Below are 17,761 nucleotides of genomic sequence, written 5' to 3'. Positions count from 1 at the left end.
GCCCGCTTTTTCCCGATTGTCTGGATCCCAACGCCGCCATGACCACGCCCACCCCCGATGCCCTGACCCTGGCCCTGCAGCCGCTGCTGGTGCCGGCCTTCACGCTGTGGGAGGCCCCCTTCACCTGGCTGGAAATGGTGGCCTTCGTGCTGTCGCTGGCGATGGTGGCGGCCAACATGCGGGTGATGCCGGTGGCCTGGCCGCTGGCCATCGTGTCCTCGCTGCTGTATTTCGGGCTGTTCTGGAGCTACCAGCTCTACGGCGACGGCTCGCTGCAGATCTTCTTCGCGGTGGTCTCGCTGTGGGGCTGGTGGCAGTGGCTGCGCGGCACCGACCAGGGTGCGCCGCTGCAGGTGCGCCATCTGCCGCGGCGCGCCTGGCTGCCGGTCTTCGGCGCCGGACTGCTGCTGTGGCCGGCCATCGGCTGGTTTCTCGACACCCGCACGCCCACCGACGTGCCGTACTGGGATGCCTTCCCGACCGCCTTCAGCCTGATCGGCCAGTGGCTGCTGGCGCGCAAGTATGTCGAGAACTGGCCGACCTGGATCGGCGTCAACCTGGTGGCGACCGCGCTGTTCGCCTACAAGGGCCTGTACCTGACGGTCATCCTGTACGCGATCTTCGTCGTGCTGTCGGCGCTGGGCTGGGAAGCCTGGCGTGCGCAGGTCCGCCAGCCGTGAACCCGGGCCTGGGTGCGGCGCGGCCGGCGGCGCTGATCGCCATCGTCGGCGCGGAGAGCTGCGGCAAGTCGACGCTGGCACGCACGCTGACCGCCCGGCTGCGCGCCGACGGGCTGGAGGCGGTCTGCATCGACGAATACCTGCGCGAGTTCTGCGAACAGCACGGCCGCACGCCCCGCCCCGACGAGCAGGCCGCGATCGCCGCCGAGCAGAGCCGGCGCATCGCCGCGGCTCGGCATGCGCGGCTGCTGCCGGTCGATGTGGTGGTGGCCGACACCACCTCGCTGATGACCGCGGTCTACAGCGAGCTGATCTTCGGTGACCGCTCGCTGCACGAGGCGGCGCTGGCCGCGCATCGCCAGGCCGACCTGACGCTGCTGATGGCCACCGACCTGCCCTGGGTCGCCGACGGGCTGCAGCGCGACGGCCCGCAGGTGCGCGCGCCGGTGGACCGGCTGCTGCGCGGACTGCTGCTGGGCGCGGGGCTGGGCTTCTCGGTGATCGCCGGCCAGGGCGAGGTCCGGCTGCAGGCGGCATGGGCCGCCTGGCAGGCGTGGCAGCGCAGCCGCGGCCCGAAGCCGAAGATCCGGTGGAATCATGTCTGCGGCCGCTGCGGCGATCCCGCATGCGAGCGGCACGGGCTGGCCCGATCAGCCCACACGTAACAGGATGTGGCAGCATCGATCGGGTGAAGCCGACCGCCCTGCCCTCCACCTCGAACGCTGCCCGCCGTGCCCTGGCCGACCGGCCGGAGCACCTGCCCTCGCTCGACGGCCTGCGCGGCCTGGCGATCGTGCTGGTGCTGCTGCACAACCTCGATGTGCTGGCACCGGCGGCCGACCGGCCGCTGGCGGTGGCGCTGCTGAAGGAGACGCTCTATGTCGGCTGGATCGGGGTGCAGCTCTTCTTCGTGCTCAGCGGCTACCTGATCACCCGCGGCCTGCTGGCCAGCCGTGGCCAGCCCGGCTGGATGCGCGACTTCCTGGTCAAGCGCGGCCTGCGCATCCTGCCGCTGTACTGGATCGCGCTGCTGCTGCTGACCGTCGCGCTGCCGATGCTGGGCGTGACGCTGCCGCACCCCTCGCACTTCAGCACCGCCTGGCTGTGGCTGCATCTGTCGAACTGGACCACGCCCTTCGAGCCTGGCGGCGGGCCGCTGCCGCATGTCTGGTCGCTGTCGGTGGAGGAGCAGTTCTATCTGCTGTGGCCGCTGCTGCTGTGGCGCATGGGCCTGCGCGATGTCTGGCTGCTGTGCCTGGTGCTGATCGCCGCCAGCCCGCTGGCGCGGCTGCTGATGCTCAACCTGGGCCTGCCGCAGGAGGCGGTCTACACCTTCACCATCAGCCGCATCGATGCGCTGGCCGCCGGTGCCGCGCTGGCGGTCTGGGACGCAGGCCGCGCGCTGCACGGCGCGACCCGCTGGCGCAGCGCCCATCTGCTGCGGCTGGCGATCGTGCTGCTGCTGCTGACCGCGGCCTTCAGCGGCGGCTTCCGGCGCCTGGGGGACGCGGCGCAGATTGGCGGCTACACGCTGCTGACGCTGAGCTGCACCGCGATCATCGCCTGGGCGGTGCTGGTGGACCGCGCCCACGCCCGTGGTGCCTTGCAGGGCGGTGCCAGCCGGCTGCTGCGCGGCCGGGTGCTGGCCAGCTTCGGCCGCTACAGCTACGCGATCTACCTCTTCCACAAGCCGGTGCATGACCTGATCGGGCTGCCGCTGCTGCGCCAGCTCACCGGCAGCGACAGCAGCGCCGATCCTGCGGTGGCGATGCTCTACCTGCTGGCCAGCGGCACGCTGTGCTGGGCGATCGGCTGGCTGTCCTGGCGGCTGATCGAGCGCCCGGCGCTGGCGCTGCGCCGGCACTGGCTGTCACGGCCGGCGCCGGCACCGACCGCGCAGGCTCCCGCCCCCGCCGCGCCGCCGCTCGACCGCGCCACCTCGGCGGTGGTGCGCGGCCGGGCGGACGCGGCCCACCGGCGCGGCTTCAGGGCGCCGTCTCGTCCGTGGGCGATCCTGCCTCGAGCCAGGCCAGCTCGGTCTCGCTGAAGCCGGCATCCAGCCGCGCCTGGCGGTTGAAGGGCGGGCGCAGCCGCGGCGGCGCGTACTGGCGCACCAGCTCGCGGTAGTGCGACACCGGATCGAGCCCCTCGCGCTCGCAGGCCCAGCGGTACCAGTGATTGCCGATGGCGACATGGCCGACCTCCTCGCGCAGGATCACATCGAGGATCTCGACCGCCGCCAGGTCGCCCGCCTTGCGCAGCTTGGCCTGGATCAGCGGCGTGGCATCGAGCCCGCGCGCCTCCAGCGTGCGCGGCACCAGCGCCATGCGGGCGACGAAGTCGCCGCGCGTCTTCCAGGTCATCGTCCACAGGCCATCGTGCGCGTCGAAGTCGCCGTAGACATGGCCGAGCGTGGCCAGATGCGCGGCCAGCAGCAGGTAGTGCTTCGCCTCCTCGGCGGCGACGCGCATCCAGTCGATGTAGAACTTCTCCGGCAGGCCCGGAAAGCGGAAGACGGCGTCCAGGGCCAGATTGATCGCGTTGAATTCGATGTGCGCGATCGCATGCAGCAGCGCCGCACGCCCCTCCGGCGTGAAGGGCGAACGCGGCGGCACCTCCACCGCCGGCACCAGCCGCGGCAGCGGCGGCCGGCCCGGCAGCCCCTCGGGCGCGGCGATCAGCTGCGCGGTGTCGATGCGCAGGCCGGGATCGCGCGCCTCGAGCTGCGCCCACAGCGACTGCACCGCGTATGCTTTGCGCACCGGATCGGTCACGCACAAGGCCCCCAGGGCCATCTGTCTCAGGTCCATCCGTAGAATTCTGCCCCCTTCCGCCGCACCGTTACCGTTTCAAGGAGAGACGATGGCCCTCTATCAGCTCGGCGAGCACATTCCGCAGATCCACGAGACGGCGCACATCGCCGACAGCGCCGATGTCATCGGCCAGGTCGAGATGGCCGAGAACAGCAGCGTCTGGTACGGCGTCGTGGTGCGTGCCGACACCGACCGCATCCGCATCGGCCGCGGCAGCAACATCCAGGACAACTCGGTGCTGCACACCGACGCCGGCATCGAGCTGGTGATCGGCGAGAACGTCACCGTCGGCCACCAGTGCATGCTGCACGGCTGCAGCATCGGCGACGGCTCGCTGATCGGCATCGGCGCGATCGTGCTCAACCGCGCGCGCATCGGCCGGCACTGCGTCGTCGGCGCCGGCGCCCTGGTCACCGAGGGCAAGGAGTTTCCGGACTACGCGATGATCCTGGGCAGCCCGGCCAAGGTGGTGAAGACGCTCACGCCCGAGGAGGCCGAGCGCTTCCAGCACGGCGCGGCCCACTATGTCGACAACGCCCGGCGCCACCGCGACGGGCTGCGCCGCATCGACCGCTGACCTTGACTTGCGCCCCGGTGCCCGCACCTGCCTCCCCTTTCTTCCCGAACAAGGACCTGTCCATGACCATCCACGGCGGCGAGCTGCACAAGTTCATCTTCGAAGGCCTGCCGGTGCGCGGCGTGCTGGTGCGCCTGACCGGCACCTGGACCGAGATGCTGGCGCGGCGCCAGGCCGCCGGCGGCTATCCGGCGCCAGTGCGCCAGCTGCTGGGCGAGATGAGCGCCGCGGCCACGCTGATGCAAGCCAACATCAAGTTCAACGGCGCGCTGGTGCTGCAGATCCAGGGCGACGGCCCGGTCAAGCTGGCGGTGGCCGAGGCCCAGCCCGACCTGACGGTGCGCGCCACCGCCAAGGTGGTGGGCGACGTGCCGGCCGAGGCCTCGCTGAAGTCCATGCTCGACGCCAACCGCCAGGGCCGCTGCGTCATCACGCTCGACCCCAAGGACCGCCAGCCCGGCCAGCAGCCCTACCAGGGCGTCGTGCCGCTGCACGGCGAGCAGGGTGAGCCGATGCAGCAGCTCTCCGAGGTGCTCGAGCACTACATGCTGCAGTCCGAGCAGCTCGAGACCCGCCTGATCCTGGCCGCCGACGACCAGGTCGCCGCCGGGCTGCTGATCCAGCGCCTGCCGCTGGAGGGCGCCGGCAACCTCGAGGTGCGCTCCGAGGAAGATGAGGCGCGGCTGCACGAGGGCTACAACCGCATCGCCCATCTGGCCGCGACGCTCAAGCGCGAGGAGCTGCTCGCGCTCGACACCCCGACCATCCTGCGCCGGCTGTTCTGGGAGGAAGACCTGCGCCTGTTCGAGCCGCAGACGCCGCGCTTCGGCTGCACCTGCTCGCGCGATCGGGTCGCGCGCATGCTGGTCGGCCTGGGCCGCGAGGAGGTGGACTCGGTGATCGCAGAGCGGGGCGAGATCGAGGTCGGCTGCGACTTCTGCGGCGCCAAGTACACCTTCGACCGCATCGACGCCAGCGCGCTGTTCGTGCCGGCCGCCGACCACCCGAGCGGCAGCGGCACGATGCAGTGAGGCGGTAAGGCGGTGCGGTGCGCCGCGCCGCAGGCGCGGAGATCCGCCCCGCCGGACGCCTGGCCGCCTGAGCCGGACGGTTTTCCGTCCGATTCGGGGGTGCGTGAAACACCGCAGGCCGCATCCGGCCCCGGCATGGAATCTGCGTTGAGTCAGGACTCCAGCTCCGGGCAGTGGCCGCCAGTGCGGACGGCCCCTAAACTGCAAGGTACTCCTGTATTCCCAGAAGGACTTCCATGACGATCTCCCTGACCACCCGACGTTTCCTGAAGACCGGCGCCGCCCTGGCCGTCGCGCTGACGCTGGCCGCCTGCGGCAAGAAGGAAGAAGCCGCGCCGGCGGCCGCCGCCTCGGCCGCGGATGCGCCGCCCGCACGGGTCTATGTGGTGGGTACCGATGCCGCCTACGCGCCGTTCGAGTCGCAGAACGAGAAGGGCGAGATCGTCGGCTTCGACATCGACGTGGTCTCGGCAGTGGCGCAGAAGGCGGGCATCCAGGTCAAGTTCGTCAACACGCCCTGGGAGGGCATGTTCAACACCGTCGCCCAGGGCGACCGCGACCTGCTGGTGTCGGCGATCACCATCACCGACGAGCGCAAGCAGACGATGGACTTCTCGGCGCCCTACTTCGACGCGCAGCAGCTGATCGCGGTGAAGGAAGACTCGAAGGTCGCGAAGTTCGAGGACCTGAAGACGCTGAAGGTCGGCGTGCAGACCGGCACCACCGGCGACGAGGTGGTGACCAAGCTGATCGGCAAGGAAAGCACCGCGATCAAGCGCTTCGAGTCGACCCCGCTGGCGCTGAAGGAGCTGGAGTCGGGCGGCGTCGACGCGGTCGTCGCCGACAACGGCGTGGTCATCCACTATGTGGCCAACAACGCCGGCTCCAAGTTCAAGACCGTCAGCGACACCTCCTTCACGCCCGAGCAGTACGGCATCGTCGTCAAGAAGGGCAATGCCGAGCTGCTGGAGAAGATCAACAAGGGCCTGGCCGACATCAAGGCCGACGGCACCTACGACAAGATCTACGCCAGCTGGTTCGGCGCCGCACCGGCTGCCGCCGCCGCATCGAAGTGATCCTGCGGCCCCGGTGACGGGGCCCAGACCTGCCACCAGGCCTCGAACTCGGCCGGTGGCATCGCGTGCGCGAACAGCCAGCCCTGGCCCTGGGCGCAGCCTTCCTGCTCGAGCAGCTCGCGCTGGCCCTCGGTCTCGACGCCCTCGGCGACCACCGTCAGGCCCAGGCCGCGCGCCAGCGCGATGATGGTGGTGGCGATGCTCAGGTCACGGCGGTCGCTCTCGATCGCCGCGACGAAGCTGCGGTCGATCTTCAGCGTGTCGACCGGCAGCCGCTTCAGGTAGGACAGGCTCGAGTAGCCGGTGCCGAAGTCGTCGATCGACAGCTTCACGCCGGCCTGGCGCAGCTCGGCCAGACGCTGCTCGGGCGCGCCGCCGGCAGTCATCAGCATCGACTCGGTGATCTCCAGCTCCAGCACGCCCGGCGGCAGGCCGTGGCGCTCGCGCAGCGCCTGCAGCCGCGCCGGCAGGCCCGCGTCGGCGAAATGGCGTGCGCCCAGGTTCACCGCCACCGGCAGCCAGCCGCGCCCCTGCACATGCCAGCGCGCGACCTGCGCCGCGACGGTGTCGAGCATGCGCTCGCCGATCGCCACGATCAGATCGGTCTGTTCGGCCACCGGGATGAACTGCGCCGGCGACACCCAGCCCAGTTCCGGATGCAGCCAGCGCACCAGCGCCTCGGCGCCGACCAGCTCGCGGCTGTGCAGGTCGAGCTTGGGCTGGTACCAGGCGTGCAGTTCGCCGGCCGGCACCGCACGGCGCAGCGACGACAGCAGCAGCAGCCGCTCCAGCGAGGCCTGGGGCTGCAGCGGATCGTAGCGACGCAGCGTGTTGCGGCCCTCGCCCTTGGCGCCGCGCAGGGCGCTCTCGGCATGGCGCAGCAGCGTGTCGGCGCTGTCGCCGTCCTCCGGAAAGTGCCCGAGGCCGATCGAGACGGTGATGGTCACCTCATGGCCCTGCAGCTCGATCGGCTCGGCCAGCGCGGCCAGCCAGTCGCGCGCCTCGGCCTGCACCCGCTCCAGCCCGGCATCGGCCCGCATCACCACGAATTCATCGCCGCCGAGCCGGCCGACGAAGCTCTGCCCGCCAGCCAGCACCCGCAGCCGCTCGGCCATCTCGACCAGCACCCGGTCGCCGGCGGCATGGCCCAGCGAATCGTTGATCGACTTGAAGCCATCGAGCCCGATGACCAGCAGCGTCACCCCGCCGGCCCGATCGCTGCCGCGCCGGGTCTCGATCGCCTCGTGCAGCCGGGTGGCGATCACCTGGCGGTTGGGCAGATCGGTCAGCGTGTCATGCAGCCGCAGGTGATGCGAGCGCTGCTCGGCCTCGTGCAGCCGCGACAGATCGGTGCCGACGCCGACATAGTGGGTGATGCGCCCGACCTCGTCGCGCAGCACGGTGATCGTCTGCAGCAGCGGATACAGCCGGCCATCACGCGCCCGGTTCCAGAACTCCCCCTGGAAGCGGTCATGCACCGCCAGCTGGCGCCACATCCGGGCCGCGAAGGCCGGCCCCTGCCGGCCGGAGTGCAGCAGGCGCGGGTTGCGGCCGATCACCTCCTCGGCCGGGTAGCCGGAACGTCGGTGCGGCCGCGCAGCTCGGCCTCGGTGCAGCCGACGATGCGCTCGAAGGCGGCGTTGCAGCAGAGATAGCGCCCTTGCGGATCCTTCAGCCAGGCCAGATCCGGCAGGCCCCGGAAGAGAATGCGCGTGAGATCGGCACCGGCCGCCCAGAGGCTGCCCCCGTCCTGCGGCGGGGCGCTCGCACGCAGGCCACCAGCTTGCGGCCCTGAGCCCGGCGCTGTATCCGACACGGTGTCTTTCCCTGCTCCCTGAGCGTCCATGATGCCGACGTCCTCGAGAAATTGATGCACTGCAGTAGCCCTCAGGAAGCAGGCACGTCCAAGGGGAACTGCTCCTTTTCGTGACATATTCTGCGATGGCACCCCTCTTGCTCGCTGAAGTCATGCCTGCGCCATGCCAGCACCATGCACAGGCCATGCCGAGACGGGCCGCAGCCGCTCAGGGTGGGTCCGGCTCAACATCGGCCGGCGTGGCGCGTAGACTCGCGCACCTGCCACGGGCATGACCCGCCTGTGCCGAACCTTCCACCTTCTTTTTCCTTCCTTCCCGATCATGGATCTTCGCTGGGACATCCTCGCCGGCTACGGCCCGCTGTTCGCCGCTGGCGTGGTGACCACCATCAAGCTGACCCTGGTGGCCATCCTGGCCGGACTGGTGCTGGGCGTGGCCTTCGGCCTGATCAGCAGTTCGGCCAGCGCGCCGAAGCCCCGCTCGGGCACGACGGCCCTGCTGATGAAGCTGCTGCGCGGCCTGACCACCGCCTATGTCACCTTCTTCCGCGGCACGCCGCTGTTCGTGCAGATCCTGCTGGTGCATTTCGCGCTGATGCCGGCGCTGGTCCATCCCGAGACCGGCCTGCTGCTGTCGGGCGAGGTCGCACGCACCTTCCGCCAGGAACACGGCGCCTTCTTCTCCGGCTGCGTGGCGCTGAGCCTGAATGCCGGCGCCTACATCTCGGAGATCTTCCGCGCCGGCATCCAGAGCATCCACCTTGGCCAGACGCAGGCGGCCTACTCGCTGGGCTTCACCCACGCGCAGAGCATGCGCTTCGTGATCCTGCCGCAGGCCTTCCGGCGCATGATGCCGGCGCTGGTCAACGAGGGCGTCACGCTGATCAAGGACTCCTCGCTGGTGTCGGCCATCGGCCTGGCCGAGCTCGCGCTGGCCGCGCGCACCGTCGCGGGCGCCTACTCGCGCTACTGGGAACCCTATCTGGCGATCTCGGCGATCTACCTGATCCTGACCCTGGTGCTGACGATGCTGGCGCGGCGACTGGAGGCCCCGGCGCATCTGCGCGGCCGCTGACCTGTCCCCACGGCCACGGACACCGCAGGCGTGGCGGCGCCCCATCGAACCCGGTGTGGTGCATCACGCCCGAGGCTGATGCGAAGACCGCACAAGCCTTGTGCCGCGTTGTTTCATCACAACGAAACACACCGTCTTCCGTCACGTCAAGCGCGTCAAATCAGCATATCCCCGAATCTTCGCTCCTAGAATGGATCGCAATCGGCGCCTTTCGAGCAAGCCGTGGACCCCGAATTCACTCCTCTTCTCTAGGACGAAACTCATGATCAAGCGCTCCATCGCTCTGGCCGTGCTGGCCACCCTGGCCTCCGGCGCGGCTCTGGCCCAAAGCTCCGTCACCCTGTACGGCCGCCTGAACGTCACCGCCGAGCGCCAGAAAGTCGGCAGCGACACGCAGACCGTGCTGGAGGACAACTACTCGCGCATCGGCTTCAAGGGCGAAGAAGATCTGGGCGGCGGCCTGAAGGCCGGCTTCATCATCGAGCACGGCTTCGACCCGACCACCGGCGCGGCTGCCTCGACCTTCTGGGGCCGCCAGTCCGAGGTCTACCTGTCGAGCAAGCTGGGCATGCTGCGCCTGGGCAACTTCATCCAGGAGTCGCTCTATGCCACCGCCGACGTGGTGAGCATGCACAACCATAACACCGGCACCTCGGCCGACGCGCTGTACACCTACTTCGGCAGCAACGTGAACAAGGTTGCCTACCGCACCCCGGAATTCGTCAAGGGCCTGTGGGCTGAAGCCTCGATCGCCGAAGCCGTTGCCGGCACCGTCGCCCAAGGCGGCACCAACGGCAAGCGTCCGGTCGACCTGGCTGTGAACTACGACCTGGGCAAGCTGCAACTGGGCGCCGGCTACACCAAGGCCGACCAGGACAACCAGTTCGCCGTGCGTGCCTCCTACGGCATGGGCCCGTTCACGCTGGCCGCCTACGCCCAGCGTGACGAAATCAACGACGCGTCCCGGAATGTTTTCCGCGTCGCTGGCATGTACACCCTGGGCGCCTCGGAGTTCCATGTCAACGTCGGCTACGCCGGCAAGCGTGGCGACCTGGCTGACACCCAAGCCACCCAGGCCACGCTCGGCTACAACTACAACCTGAGCAAGCGCACCAAGGTCTACGGCTTCGTGACCAAGGTCGACAACAAGGCCAACGTCGGTTACGCCACCGGTGTCGACGGCGCCGACTTCAGCTCGGTCGCGGTCGGCGTGCGCCACAACTTCTGATCGATCCTTCGGGATCGCGGGCCGGCTGAGCCGGTCCGCCAGATGCAGGACATGCTGCAGAACATGCCGAAGGGCCGGTCTCTCGACCGGCCCTTCTTCATTCCAGCGTCAGCTTCTGCTTCTCCACGACCTGGCGGTAGACCTCGAACTCCGAGCGGATCTGCGCAGCGAACTGCTCGGGCGTGTTGGCCACGATCAGCGAGCCGGTGTCCTCGATGCGCTTCCTGACCGCTGCATCCTCGAGCGTGCGCCGTGCCGCGGCCGAGATCTTGTCGACCACCTCGCGCGACAGCCCCTTCGGACCGACGAAGCCGTAGAAGGCCATGCGGTTGACCGGCTCCAGCCCCACCTCCTTGAAGGTCGGCACATTCGGCAGCACCGCCAGACGCTCGGGCGCGGCCACCACGATCGGGATCAGCCGCCCCTCGCGGATGAAGGGCAGAGCCGAGGGCAGGTTGTCGAAGATGATCGGCACCTGACCGGCAACCGTGTCATTGAGCGCCGGCCCCGCGCCGCGGTACGGGATGTGGGTGACAAAGACACCGGCGAGGTTCTTGTAGAGCTCCATCTGCAGATGCCCGATGCCGCCGGTGCCGGAGCTGGCATAGCTGTAGCGGCCCGGACTCTTCTTCAGCACCGCGAGAAAGGTCTTGTAGTCGCGCGCCGGAAAGCTCGGATGCACCGCGATGACATTGGGCGTGGCCGCCAGATTGATGATCGGCGTGAAGTCGCTCAGCGGGTTGTAGGGCGTGCGGGGATTGATCGCCGGGTTCGAGGCCGTCGTCGAGACGGTGGCCATGCCCAGCACATGGCCGTCGGGCGGCGCCTTGACCAGCTCGGCCGCACCGACGATGCCGCCGCCGCCGGCCTTGTTCTCGACCACCACCGTCTGCCCGAGCGCCGCACCCATGCGCTCGGACATGATGCGGGCGATGATGTCGGTGGTGCCGCCCGGCGCGAACGGCACGACGACCCGCACCGGCTTGGACGGATAGCTCTGCGCCAGCACCGGCAGCGACAACGGAGCGACGGCCAGCGAGGCCAGGGCAGCAAGGACCGGACGACGATTCATTCAGCGGACTCCAGGGAAGCGGCAGCAAGGACAAGGATCGCGCGATCCTAAGGCCGCAGCCGCTGCTGTGGATCGCGCGTAGTGGAAAACCTCGAGCGCCGGGCTACGCTGCGGCCATGCTCGACACCGCCCTGCTGCTGCTCCCGGACTTCCTGCTGATCGTCGCTGGCTGGACGATCTGCCACCGCACCGCGCTGAACCGCCCGGTCTGGGACAGCGTCGAGCGGCTGGTCTACTGGCTGCTGTTCCCGGTGCTGCTGTTCGTGTCGATCGTGCGCAGCCCGCTGGCGCCGGCCGCCACCGCCGGCCTGGCCGCAGGCGGCGTGCTGACGGTGCTGGCCGGCATCGCGCTGGCGACCGCGCTGCGCTGGCTGCCCGGCATCGACCCGAAGCTGCAGGCCAGCGGCGCGCAGGTGGCCTTCCGCTTCAATTCCTATGTCGCGCTGGCCCTGGCCGAGCGTCTGGGCGGCGCGCAGGCACTGGCCTGGGTCGCGCTGCTGATCGCGCTGTGCGTGCCGGTGTGCAATGTCGGTGCGGTCTGGTGTCTGGCGCGCCACGGCGGCCACCGCATCGGCGCCGAGCTGATCCGCAATCCGCTGATCCTGGCCACCGTGGCCGGACTGGCCTGCAATCTGGCCGGCCTGCAGCTGCCGGCGCCGGTGGCCACCACGCTCTCGCGCATCGGCGCGGCGGCGCTGCCGCTGGGACTGATGGCGGTGGGCGCGGGCCTGCAGTTCGGCGGGCTGCGCAAGGCGCCGGGGCTGGCTGCGGCGCTGCTGTCGATCCGCCATGCGCTGCTGCCGGCCGTCGGACTGGGGCTGGGCCTGCTGCTCGGGCTGCCGACCGGCCAGGCCCAGGTGCTGCTGCTGTTCGCCGCGATGCCCACCGCGTCGAGCTGCTTCGTGCTGGCCGCACGCATGGGCGGCGACGGACCCTATGTCGCCGGTCTGGTCACCGCCTCGACGCTGCTGGGCATGATCGGCCTGCCGCTGGCGCTGGCGGCCTTCCAGGCGCTGCACGGCGGCTGAGCCCGCCGCCCTCCCCGCACCCGCCCTTCACACCCGCTGTGCCAGCGCCCAGTCGATGTGCTCGGCCAGCAGCTCGCCCGCACCGTCGCGGGCCGCGCGCAGCGCCTCGGCCAGCGCCGCGTCACCCGTCTCGCGCCAGGCGTTGCCCATCGCCACCGCCAGATTGCGCCGCCAGCGTGCATGGCCGATGCGCCGGATCGGACTGCCCTCGGTGCGGCGCAGGAAGCTCGCCTCGTCCCAGGCCCAGAGCTGCAGCAGCGTCGCGCCGCCCATGCCGGGGCGCACCTCGAAGTCGGCCAGCGTGCTGATGCGCGCGTACTTGTTCCAGGGGCAGACGAGCTGGCAGTCGTCGCAGCCGTAGATGCGGTTGCCCATCGCCGCGCGCAGCTCGACCGGAATCGGGCCGTCGTGCTCGATCGTCAGATAGCTGATGCAGCGCCGCGCATCCAGCCGGTAGGGCGCGACGATCGCCGCGGTCGGGCAGGCGTCGATGCAGGCGCTGCAACGCCCGCAGTGCGGCTCGGCAGGCAGATCCACCGGCAGCGCCAGATCGACGAAAAGCTCGCCGAGAAAGAACATCGAGCCGGCCGAGCGGTCCAGCAGCAGCGTGTGCTTGCCGCGCCAGCCCAGGCCGGCGCGACCCGCCAGCTCGACTTCGAGCACCGGCGCCGAGTCGCAGAAGACCCGGTGACCGAAGGGTCCGATCTCGGCGGCAAGCCGGTCGGCCAGGCGCTGCAGCCGCGCCCGCACCACCTTGTGATAGTCCCGCCCGCGCGCATAGACCGAGATCACCGCCTCGCCGGGCTGCTGCGCGCGGGCGCGCTCGTCGTCGCGCCAGCCCGGCGCCGTGCCCTGCGGCAGGTAGGGCATGGCCACGCTGATCACCCGCACCGTGCCCGGCACCAGCTCGGCCGGTCGCGCGCGGCGCAGGCCATGCGCGGCCATGTACTGCATCGAGCCGTGAAAGCCCGCCTCCAGCCAGGCCAGAAGACCCGGTTCGGCTGTAGCCAGATGTACATCGGCCACGCCGATCTGGGAAAATCCCAGCGCATGCGCCCACTCGCGCAGCTGCCGCACCAGCCGAGGCCCGTCCAGGGCCGGCTGCCCATCATCCCGATCGTCATCCGTCATCCGGTGATTCTAGAAACCCGCCACCAGACCTGGGCCGACGAGGCCGACTGCGAGGCCGCCGCGCAGGCGCTGGCCCGCACGCCGCAGGTCCGCCGCGCCTGCATCGCGCTGCACGGCACGCTCGGTGCCGGCAAGACCACCTTCGTGCGCCACCTGCTGCGCGCGCTGGGCGTGCAGGGCCGGATCAAGAGCCCCAGCTATGCGATCGTCGAGCCGCACGAATTGCCGGATTGGCCGGATCTGGGCGTCTGGCACTTCGATTTCTATCGCTTCGGCGATCCGCGGGAATGGGAAGATGCAGGCTTTCGCGACCTGTTCGCCAGCCCGGGCCTGAAGCTGGTCGAATGGCCTGACAAGGCCGCCGGCCTGCTGCCCCAGCCCGATCTGGCACTGACCCTGGACCTGCAGACCGACGGACGGCGCCAGGTGACCTGGCAGGCCGCCAGCCCCGACGGCCGCCAGCTGCTGGATGCCTTGGGCCCGATGACCAGCCCGATGAACTGAAGAACCGGACGCGAGGAGGACCCGATCATGACCACCCCGTTCCATGCCCCCCAGGAAGAAACCCTCAGCAGCACCGACGCCCCCGAGGAGACGGCCAGCGACCGCCGCCGCTGGCTGCGCCAGGCCGGCGCGCTGGTGCTGACGCTGGGCGCCGGCGACCTGGCCTTCGGCGCGACGCTGGTGGCGGTGCGGGTCTGGCCCTCGGCCGACTACACCCGGGTCACGCTCGAATCCGATGTCGCGCTGGAGGCCCAGCACTTCATCACCGAAGGCCCGGCGCGGCTGGTCATCGACATCGACGGGCTCGAACTCAGCGCGCAGCTGCGCGAGCTGGTGGCGCGGATCGGCAGCGACGACCCGCAGATCGCCGGCGTGCGCATCGGCCAGAACCAGCCGCGCCGGGTGCGCATGGTCTTCGACCTGAAGCGCCAGGTCGCACCGCAGGTCTTCACGCTCGCGCCGATCTCGCCCTATCGCCACCGGCTGGTCTTCGACCTCTACCCGAGCAAGGCGCCCGACCCGCTGCTGACCCTGGTCAAGGAGCGCGAGAGCGCACCGGTCGCGAAGACGCCGATCGGCGCCAGCGGCATGAACGGCAGCGCGAGCAGCGCCGACAGCGCGGAGGCCTCGCAGCGGGCGGCTTCCGACATCGAGGATGCGCTGGGCGAATTCATCGGCCGGGTCGATCGCCCGGTGGCGCCGCAGGACGGCGCAACGGTGCCGCCGCCCGCCTCGCCCCAGCCGCCGCGTGTGGCCGCCTCGCCCGCCCCCGCGCCTGCGGAAGGCGCACCGGCGGTGCCGCCGGGTCGCGGCGGCATCAACCGGCTGGTCATCGTCGCGATCGATCCGGGCCATGGCGGGGAAGATCCCGGCGCGATCGGACCGACCGGCCTGCGCGAGAAGGATGTCGTGCTGTCGATCGCCCGGCAGCTGCAGGAACGCATCAACGCCCGCCCGGGCATGCGTGCGATGCTGACCCGCGACGGCGACTATTTCGTGCCGCTGCAGGAGCGGGTGCGCAAGGCCCGGCGGGTGCAGGCCGACCTGTTCGTCTCGATCCATGCCGACGCCTTCATCACGCCGAAGGCCCGTGGCGCGTCGGTGTTCGCGCTGTCGGACTCCGGCGCCACCAGCACCACCGCCCGGCTGATGGCCCAGCGCGAGAACGCGGCCGACGCGATCGGCGGCATCAACGTGCGCAGCAAGGATGCGCATGTGATGCGCACGCTGCTCGACATGAGCACCACCGCGCAGATCCAGGACAGCCTGCGCATCGGCCGCGAGGTGCTCGGCCACATCGGCCAGGTCGGTCGGCTGCACAAGCAGCAGGTCGAGCAGGCCGGCTTCGCGGTGCTGAAGGCGCCCGACATTCCCTCGATCCTGGTGGAGACCGCCTTCATCTCGAACCCGGAGGAAGAGGACAAGCTGCGCGATCCGGGCTACCAGGCGCAGCTGGTCCGGGCGCTGTATGTGGGCATCACCCGCTACTTCGCACGCAATCCACCGCTGGCGCGGGTGCGCATGCTCTGAACCGGCAGAGGGCCCCCTCAGCGGGCGCCGTCATGCGGATGCCGTCAGCAGGTGCAGTAATCTGCGCGCATGAGCTTCCGCATGGCCCCACCCTTCTTTCGTCCGGCGCTGACCGCCCTTGCGGCGGCGGCGCTGTTGTCCCTGTCGCTGCCGATGGCCCGTGCCGCCGCACCCGAGCGGCCCGCCGCGCCCAGCGAGCGGATCTGCCCGTCCGGCCTGCCCGAGGCCACCCGCTGCCTGTCGGGGCGCGACCATCTCGGCGCCTGGTACTGGATCGCGGTGCCGAAGGACTGGAGCGGCGTGCTGGTGGTGCATGCGCACGGCGGCCCGTCGCTGGGCGAGCCGACGCTGGCCCGCGTCACCGGCGACCTGCAGCGCTGGAAGGTGATGCTGCAGGCCGGCCACGCCTGGGCCGGCACCAGCTACCGCCAGGGCGGCTTCGAGGTGCTGGCCGCCGGCGAGGATGTCGACCGGCTGCGCCGCATCGCGGTCGAGGCGCTGGGCACGCCGCGGCGCACCGTGCTGCACGGCCAGAGCTGGGGCGCGTCGGTGGCCGCACGCATGGCCGAGCGCTACATCACGCCCGACATCCGCCCCGGCCAGACCGCGCCGGGCCCGCAGCCCTACGACGGCGTGCTGCTGAGCAACGGCGTGCTGGCCGGCGCCACCCGTGCCTACGACGTGCGCGTCGACCTGCGCGCGGTCTACCAGGCGGTCTGCAACAACCATCCGCGCCCGGACGAACCGGTCTATCCGCTGTGGATGGGCATGCCGCCGGAGTCGACGCTGACCCGGCTCGATGTCGCGCAGCGGGTCGACGACTGCACCGGCGTGCAGCGCCCGCGCGCCGAGCGCAGCGCCGAGCAGCAGAAGCGCCTGGACACGCTCACCCGCGTGCTGCGCCTGCCCGAGAGCGCGCTGATCGGCCATCTGCAGTGGGCGACCTGGCATTTCCGCGAGCTGACGGTACGCAAGCTCGGCGCGCGCAACCCCTTCACCAACGAGGGCGTGATCTACAGCGGCAGCGACGACGACGCGGCGCTGAACCGGCGCGTGCCACGGCTGCGCGCCGATCTGGCCGCCCGCGCCGAACTGGCCCGCGACGGCGACCCCACCGGCCGGCTGCTGCTGCCGACGCTGGCGCTGCACGGCATCGACGACCCGGTCGCCTTCGTCGAGATGGAGAGCCGCTTCCGCGACACCGTCACCGAGGCCGGAGCGGCCGAGCGGCTCGCGCAGGCCTACACCCGCGATGCCGGTCACGAGTACCTGTCGGATGCGGCCTATGTCAGCGCGGTCGACGCGCTGCTGGACTGGGCAGGCGGCGGCGCCCGGCCGGATGGCGCGGCGCTCGAGCAGCGCTGTCGTGCGCTGCCGTCCACCTGGAATCCGGCCCAGGGCTGCCGCTTCGTGGCGAGCTACCAGCCCGCCGCGCTGGAGACGCGGGTGCCGATGCGCGGCCCGCAATCGCCGCTGGAATTTCCGCCGCCGGCAGCCGGCATCCGCCGGCCCTGAGCGCTCAGGCCGCGGCGCGGGCCTCGTTGCGACGCGCCTTCCAGGCACCGAAGATCGCGATCAGGCCCGGAATGATGATCAGCGCCCAGATGATCTTGCTCAGATTGGCCTGCACCCAGGGCAGGTTGCCGAACAGGTAGCCCGCCAGCGTCAGGCCGATGACCCAGAGCATCGCGCCGATGACGTTGAACATCACGAACTTCGCACGCGTCATCTCGGCCACGCCCGCCACGAAGGGCGCGAAGGTGCGGATGAAGGGCATGAAGCGCGCGATGATGATCGTCACGCCGCCGTGGCGCTCGTAGAAGTCGTGCGCCTGCATGAAGGCACGCTTGTTGAAGAAGCGCGAGTTCTCCCACTGGAAGACCTTGGGGCCGAAGTGGCGCCCGATCGAGTAGTTCACCTGGTCGCCCAGCACCGCCGCGACCAGCAGCAGCGCCATCGCCAGCGGCAGGTTCATCAGCCCGGCGCCGCACATCGCGCCGACGACGAACAGCAGGGAATCGCCGGGCAGGAAAGGCATCACCACCAGGCCGGTCTCCACGAAGATGATCGCGAACAGCAGCGCATACACCCAGGCCCCGTAGGCCGTGATGAATGCAGCCAGATGCTTGTCCACATGGAGGATGAAGTCGATCAGGAAGGGAATCATGTCCATGGACGGCGAGATTAGCATCCGAGTGTT

18 protein-coding genes are annotated in these 17,761 nt (G+C 70.3%); 12 read left to right on the top strand and 6 right to left on the bottom strand.

The window, feature by feature from the left end; genetic code table 11:
• The first annotated feature begins 38 nt into the window (after positions 1–38).
• From pnuC to NFT33_RS04070, 3 genes are read left to right on the top strand one after another with little or no spacing between them, the layout of a single operon-like run.
• Positions 39–680: a nicotinamide riboside transporter PnuC gene (gene pnuC / locus NFT33_RS04080; RefSeq protein ID WP_251673365.1), complete on the top strand. Its 642-nt coding sequence runs from the start codon at positions 39–41 to the stop codon at positions 678–680.
• On the top strand, positions 677–1,345 hold the full coding sequence (locus NFT33_RS04075) for an AAA family ATPase (protein WP_251673363.1): 669 nt from the start codon (positions 677–679) through the stop codon (positions 1,343–1,345). Before pnuC ends, NFT33_RS04075 begins: the two co-directional genes overlap by 4 nt.
• 23 nt (positions 1,346–1,368) lie before the next feature.
• On the top strand, positions 1,369–2,727 hold the full coding sequence (locus tag NFT33_RS04070) for an acyltransferase family protein (RefSeq protein ID WP_251673361.1): 1,359 nt from the start codon (positions 1,369–1,371) through the stop codon (positions 2,725–2,727).
• On the opposite strand, the gene NFT33_RS04065 is transcribed toward NFT33_RS04070, so the two are convergent.
• Positions 2,666–3,490: a ferritin-like domain-containing protein gene (locus NFT33_RS04065; RefSeq protein ID WP_251673359.1), complete on the bottom strand. Its 825-nt coding sequence runs from the start codon at positions 3,488–3,490 to the stop codon at positions 2,666–2,668. The genes NFT33_RS04070 and NFT33_RS04065 overlap by 62 nt on opposite strands.
• A 52-nt stretch (positions 3,491–3,542) precedes the next feature.
• Between NFT33_RS04065 and NFT33_RS04060 the strand changes: the two genes are divergently transcribed.
• The 3 genes from NFT33_RS04060 (at position 3,543) to NFT33_RS04050 (ending at position 6,177) form a co-directional block, all read left to right on the top strand.
• A complete protein-coding gene (locus NFT33_RS04060) occupies positions 3,543–4,070 on the top strand; it encodes a gamma carbonic anhydrase family protein (RefSeq protein WP_251673356.1) in 528 nt (175 codons plus the stop codon).
• 62 nt (positions 4,071–4,132) lie between these two features.
• Positions 4,133–5,101: an Hsp33 family molecular chaperone HslO gene (hslO, locus tag NFT33_RS04055; RefSeq protein ID WP_251673354.1), complete on the top strand. Its 969-nt coding sequence runs from the start codon at positions 4,133–4,135 to the stop codon at positions 5,099–5,101.
• A 236-nt stretch (positions 5,102–5,337) separates the two neighbouring features.
• Positions 5,338–6,177 (top strand): basic amino acid ABC transporter substrate-binding protein, encoded by an 840-nt coding sequence (locus tag NFT33_RS04050; RefSeq protein WP_251673352.1) that lies wholly within the window; start codon positions 5,338–5,340, stop codon positions 6,175–6,177.
• Here the strand turns inward: NFT33_RS04050 and NFT33_RS04045 are convergent.
• Both NFT33_RS04045 and NFT33_RS04040 read right to left on the bottom strand, forming a co-directional pair.
• The gene (locus NFT33_RS04045) at positions 6,126–7,736 is read right to left on the bottom strand and encodes a putative bifunctional diguanylate cyclase/phosphodiesterase (protein WP_251673350.1); all 1,611 of its coding nucleotides are present in this window, start codon (positions 7,734–7,736) and stop codon (positions 6,126–6,128) included. The two genes, NFT33_RS04050 and NFT33_RS04045, sit on opposite strands and share 52 nt — an antisense overlap.
• A complete protein-coding gene (locus NFT33_RS04040) occupies positions 7,733–8,053 on the bottom strand; it encodes a PAS domain-containing protein (RefSeq protein WP_251673348.1) in 321 nt (106 codons plus the stop codon). Before NFT33_RS04040 ends, NFT33_RS04045 begins: the two co-directional genes overlap by 4 nt.
• A 262-nt stretch (positions 8,054–8,315) precedes the next feature.
• On the opposite strand from NFT33_RS04040, the gene NFT33_RS04035 reads away from it, so the two are divergent.
• The gene (locus NFT33_RS04035; protein WP_220786315.1) at positions 8,316–9,068 is read left to right on the top strand and encodes an amino acid ABC transporter permease; all 753 of its coding nucleotides are present in this window, start codon (positions 8,316–8,318) and stop codon (positions 9,066–9,068) included.
• 262 nt (positions 9,069–9,330) lie between these two features.
• Positions 9,331–10,296: a porin gene (locus NFT33_RS04030; RefSeq protein WP_251673346.1), complete on the top strand. Its 966-nt coding sequence runs from the start codon at positions 9,331–9,333 to the stop codon at positions 10,294–10,296.
• 97 nt (positions 10,297–10,393) lie between these two features.
• Here NFT33_RS04030 and NFT33_RS04025 read toward each other — a convergent pair whose 3' ends face one another.
• The gene (locus tag NFT33_RS04025) at positions 10,394–11,368 is read right to left on the bottom strand and encodes a tripartite tricarboxylate transporter substrate binding protein BugE (RefSeq protein WP_251673344.1); all 975 of its coding nucleotides are present in this window, start codon (positions 11,366–11,368) and stop codon (positions 10,394–10,396) included.
• Positions 11,369–11,484: 116 nt separating this feature from the next.
• On the opposite strand from NFT33_RS04025, the gene NFT33_RS04020 reads away from it, so the two are divergent.
• Positions 11,485–12,396, top strand: a complete 912-nt coding sequence (locus NFT33_RS04020; RefSeq protein ID WP_251673342.1) for an AEC family transporter — start codon at positions 11,485–11,487, stop codon at positions 12,394–12,396.
• Positions 12,397–12,423: 27 nt separating this feature from the next.
• Here NFT33_RS04020 and queG read toward each other — a convergent pair whose 3' ends face one another.
• Positions 12,424–13,473 (bottom strand): tRNA epoxyqueuosine(34) reductase QueG, encoded by a 1,050-nt coding sequence (gene queG, locus NFT33_RS04015; protein ID WP_376744122.1) that lies wholly within the window; start codon positions 13,471–13,473, stop codon positions 12,424–12,426.
• Here queG and tsaE point away from each other — a divergent pair.
• From tsaE to NFT33_RS04000, 3 genes are all read left to right on the top strand, one after another.
• Entirely contained in the window at positions 13,447–14,031 is a 585-nt protein-coding gene (gene tsaE, locus NFT33_RS04010; protein WP_149502719.1) for a tRNA (adenosine(37)-N6)-threonylcarbamoyltransferase complex ATPase subunit type 1 TsaE, read from the top strand. The two genes, queG and tsaE, sit on opposite strands and share 27 nt — an antisense overlap.
• A 27-nt stretch (positions 14,032–14,058) precedes the next feature.
• Positions 14,059–15,561, top strand: a complete 1,503-nt coding sequence (locus tag NFT33_RS04005; protein ID WP_251673338.1) for an N-acetylmuramoyl-L-alanine amidase — start codon at positions 14,059–14,061, stop codon at positions 15,559–15,561.
• Between the two features lie 81 nt (positions 15,562–15,642).
• A complete protein-coding gene (locus NFT33_RS04000; RefSeq protein WP_251673336.1) occupies positions 15,643–17,076 on the top strand; it encodes an alpha/beta fold hydrolase in 1,434 nt (477 codons plus the stop codon).
• Between the two features lie 4 nt (positions 17,077–17,080).
• On the opposite strand, the gene NFT33_RS03995 is transcribed toward NFT33_RS04000, so the two are convergent.
• Entirely contained in the window at positions 17,081–17,734 is a 654-nt protein-coding gene (locus NFT33_RS03995; protein ID WP_220786307.1) for a DedA family protein, read from the bottom strand.
• Between the last annotated feature and the right edge of the window lie 27 nt (positions 17,735–17,761).

It is taken from the genome of Sphaerotilus sp. FB-3, from assembly GCF_023706025.1.
Classification (GTDB): Bacteria; Pseudomonadota; Gammaproteobacteria; order Burkholderiales; family Burkholderiaceae_C; genus Sphaerotilus; species Sphaerotilus sulfidivorans.
This window is presented reverse-complemented; position numbering and strand designations above follow the sequence as displayed.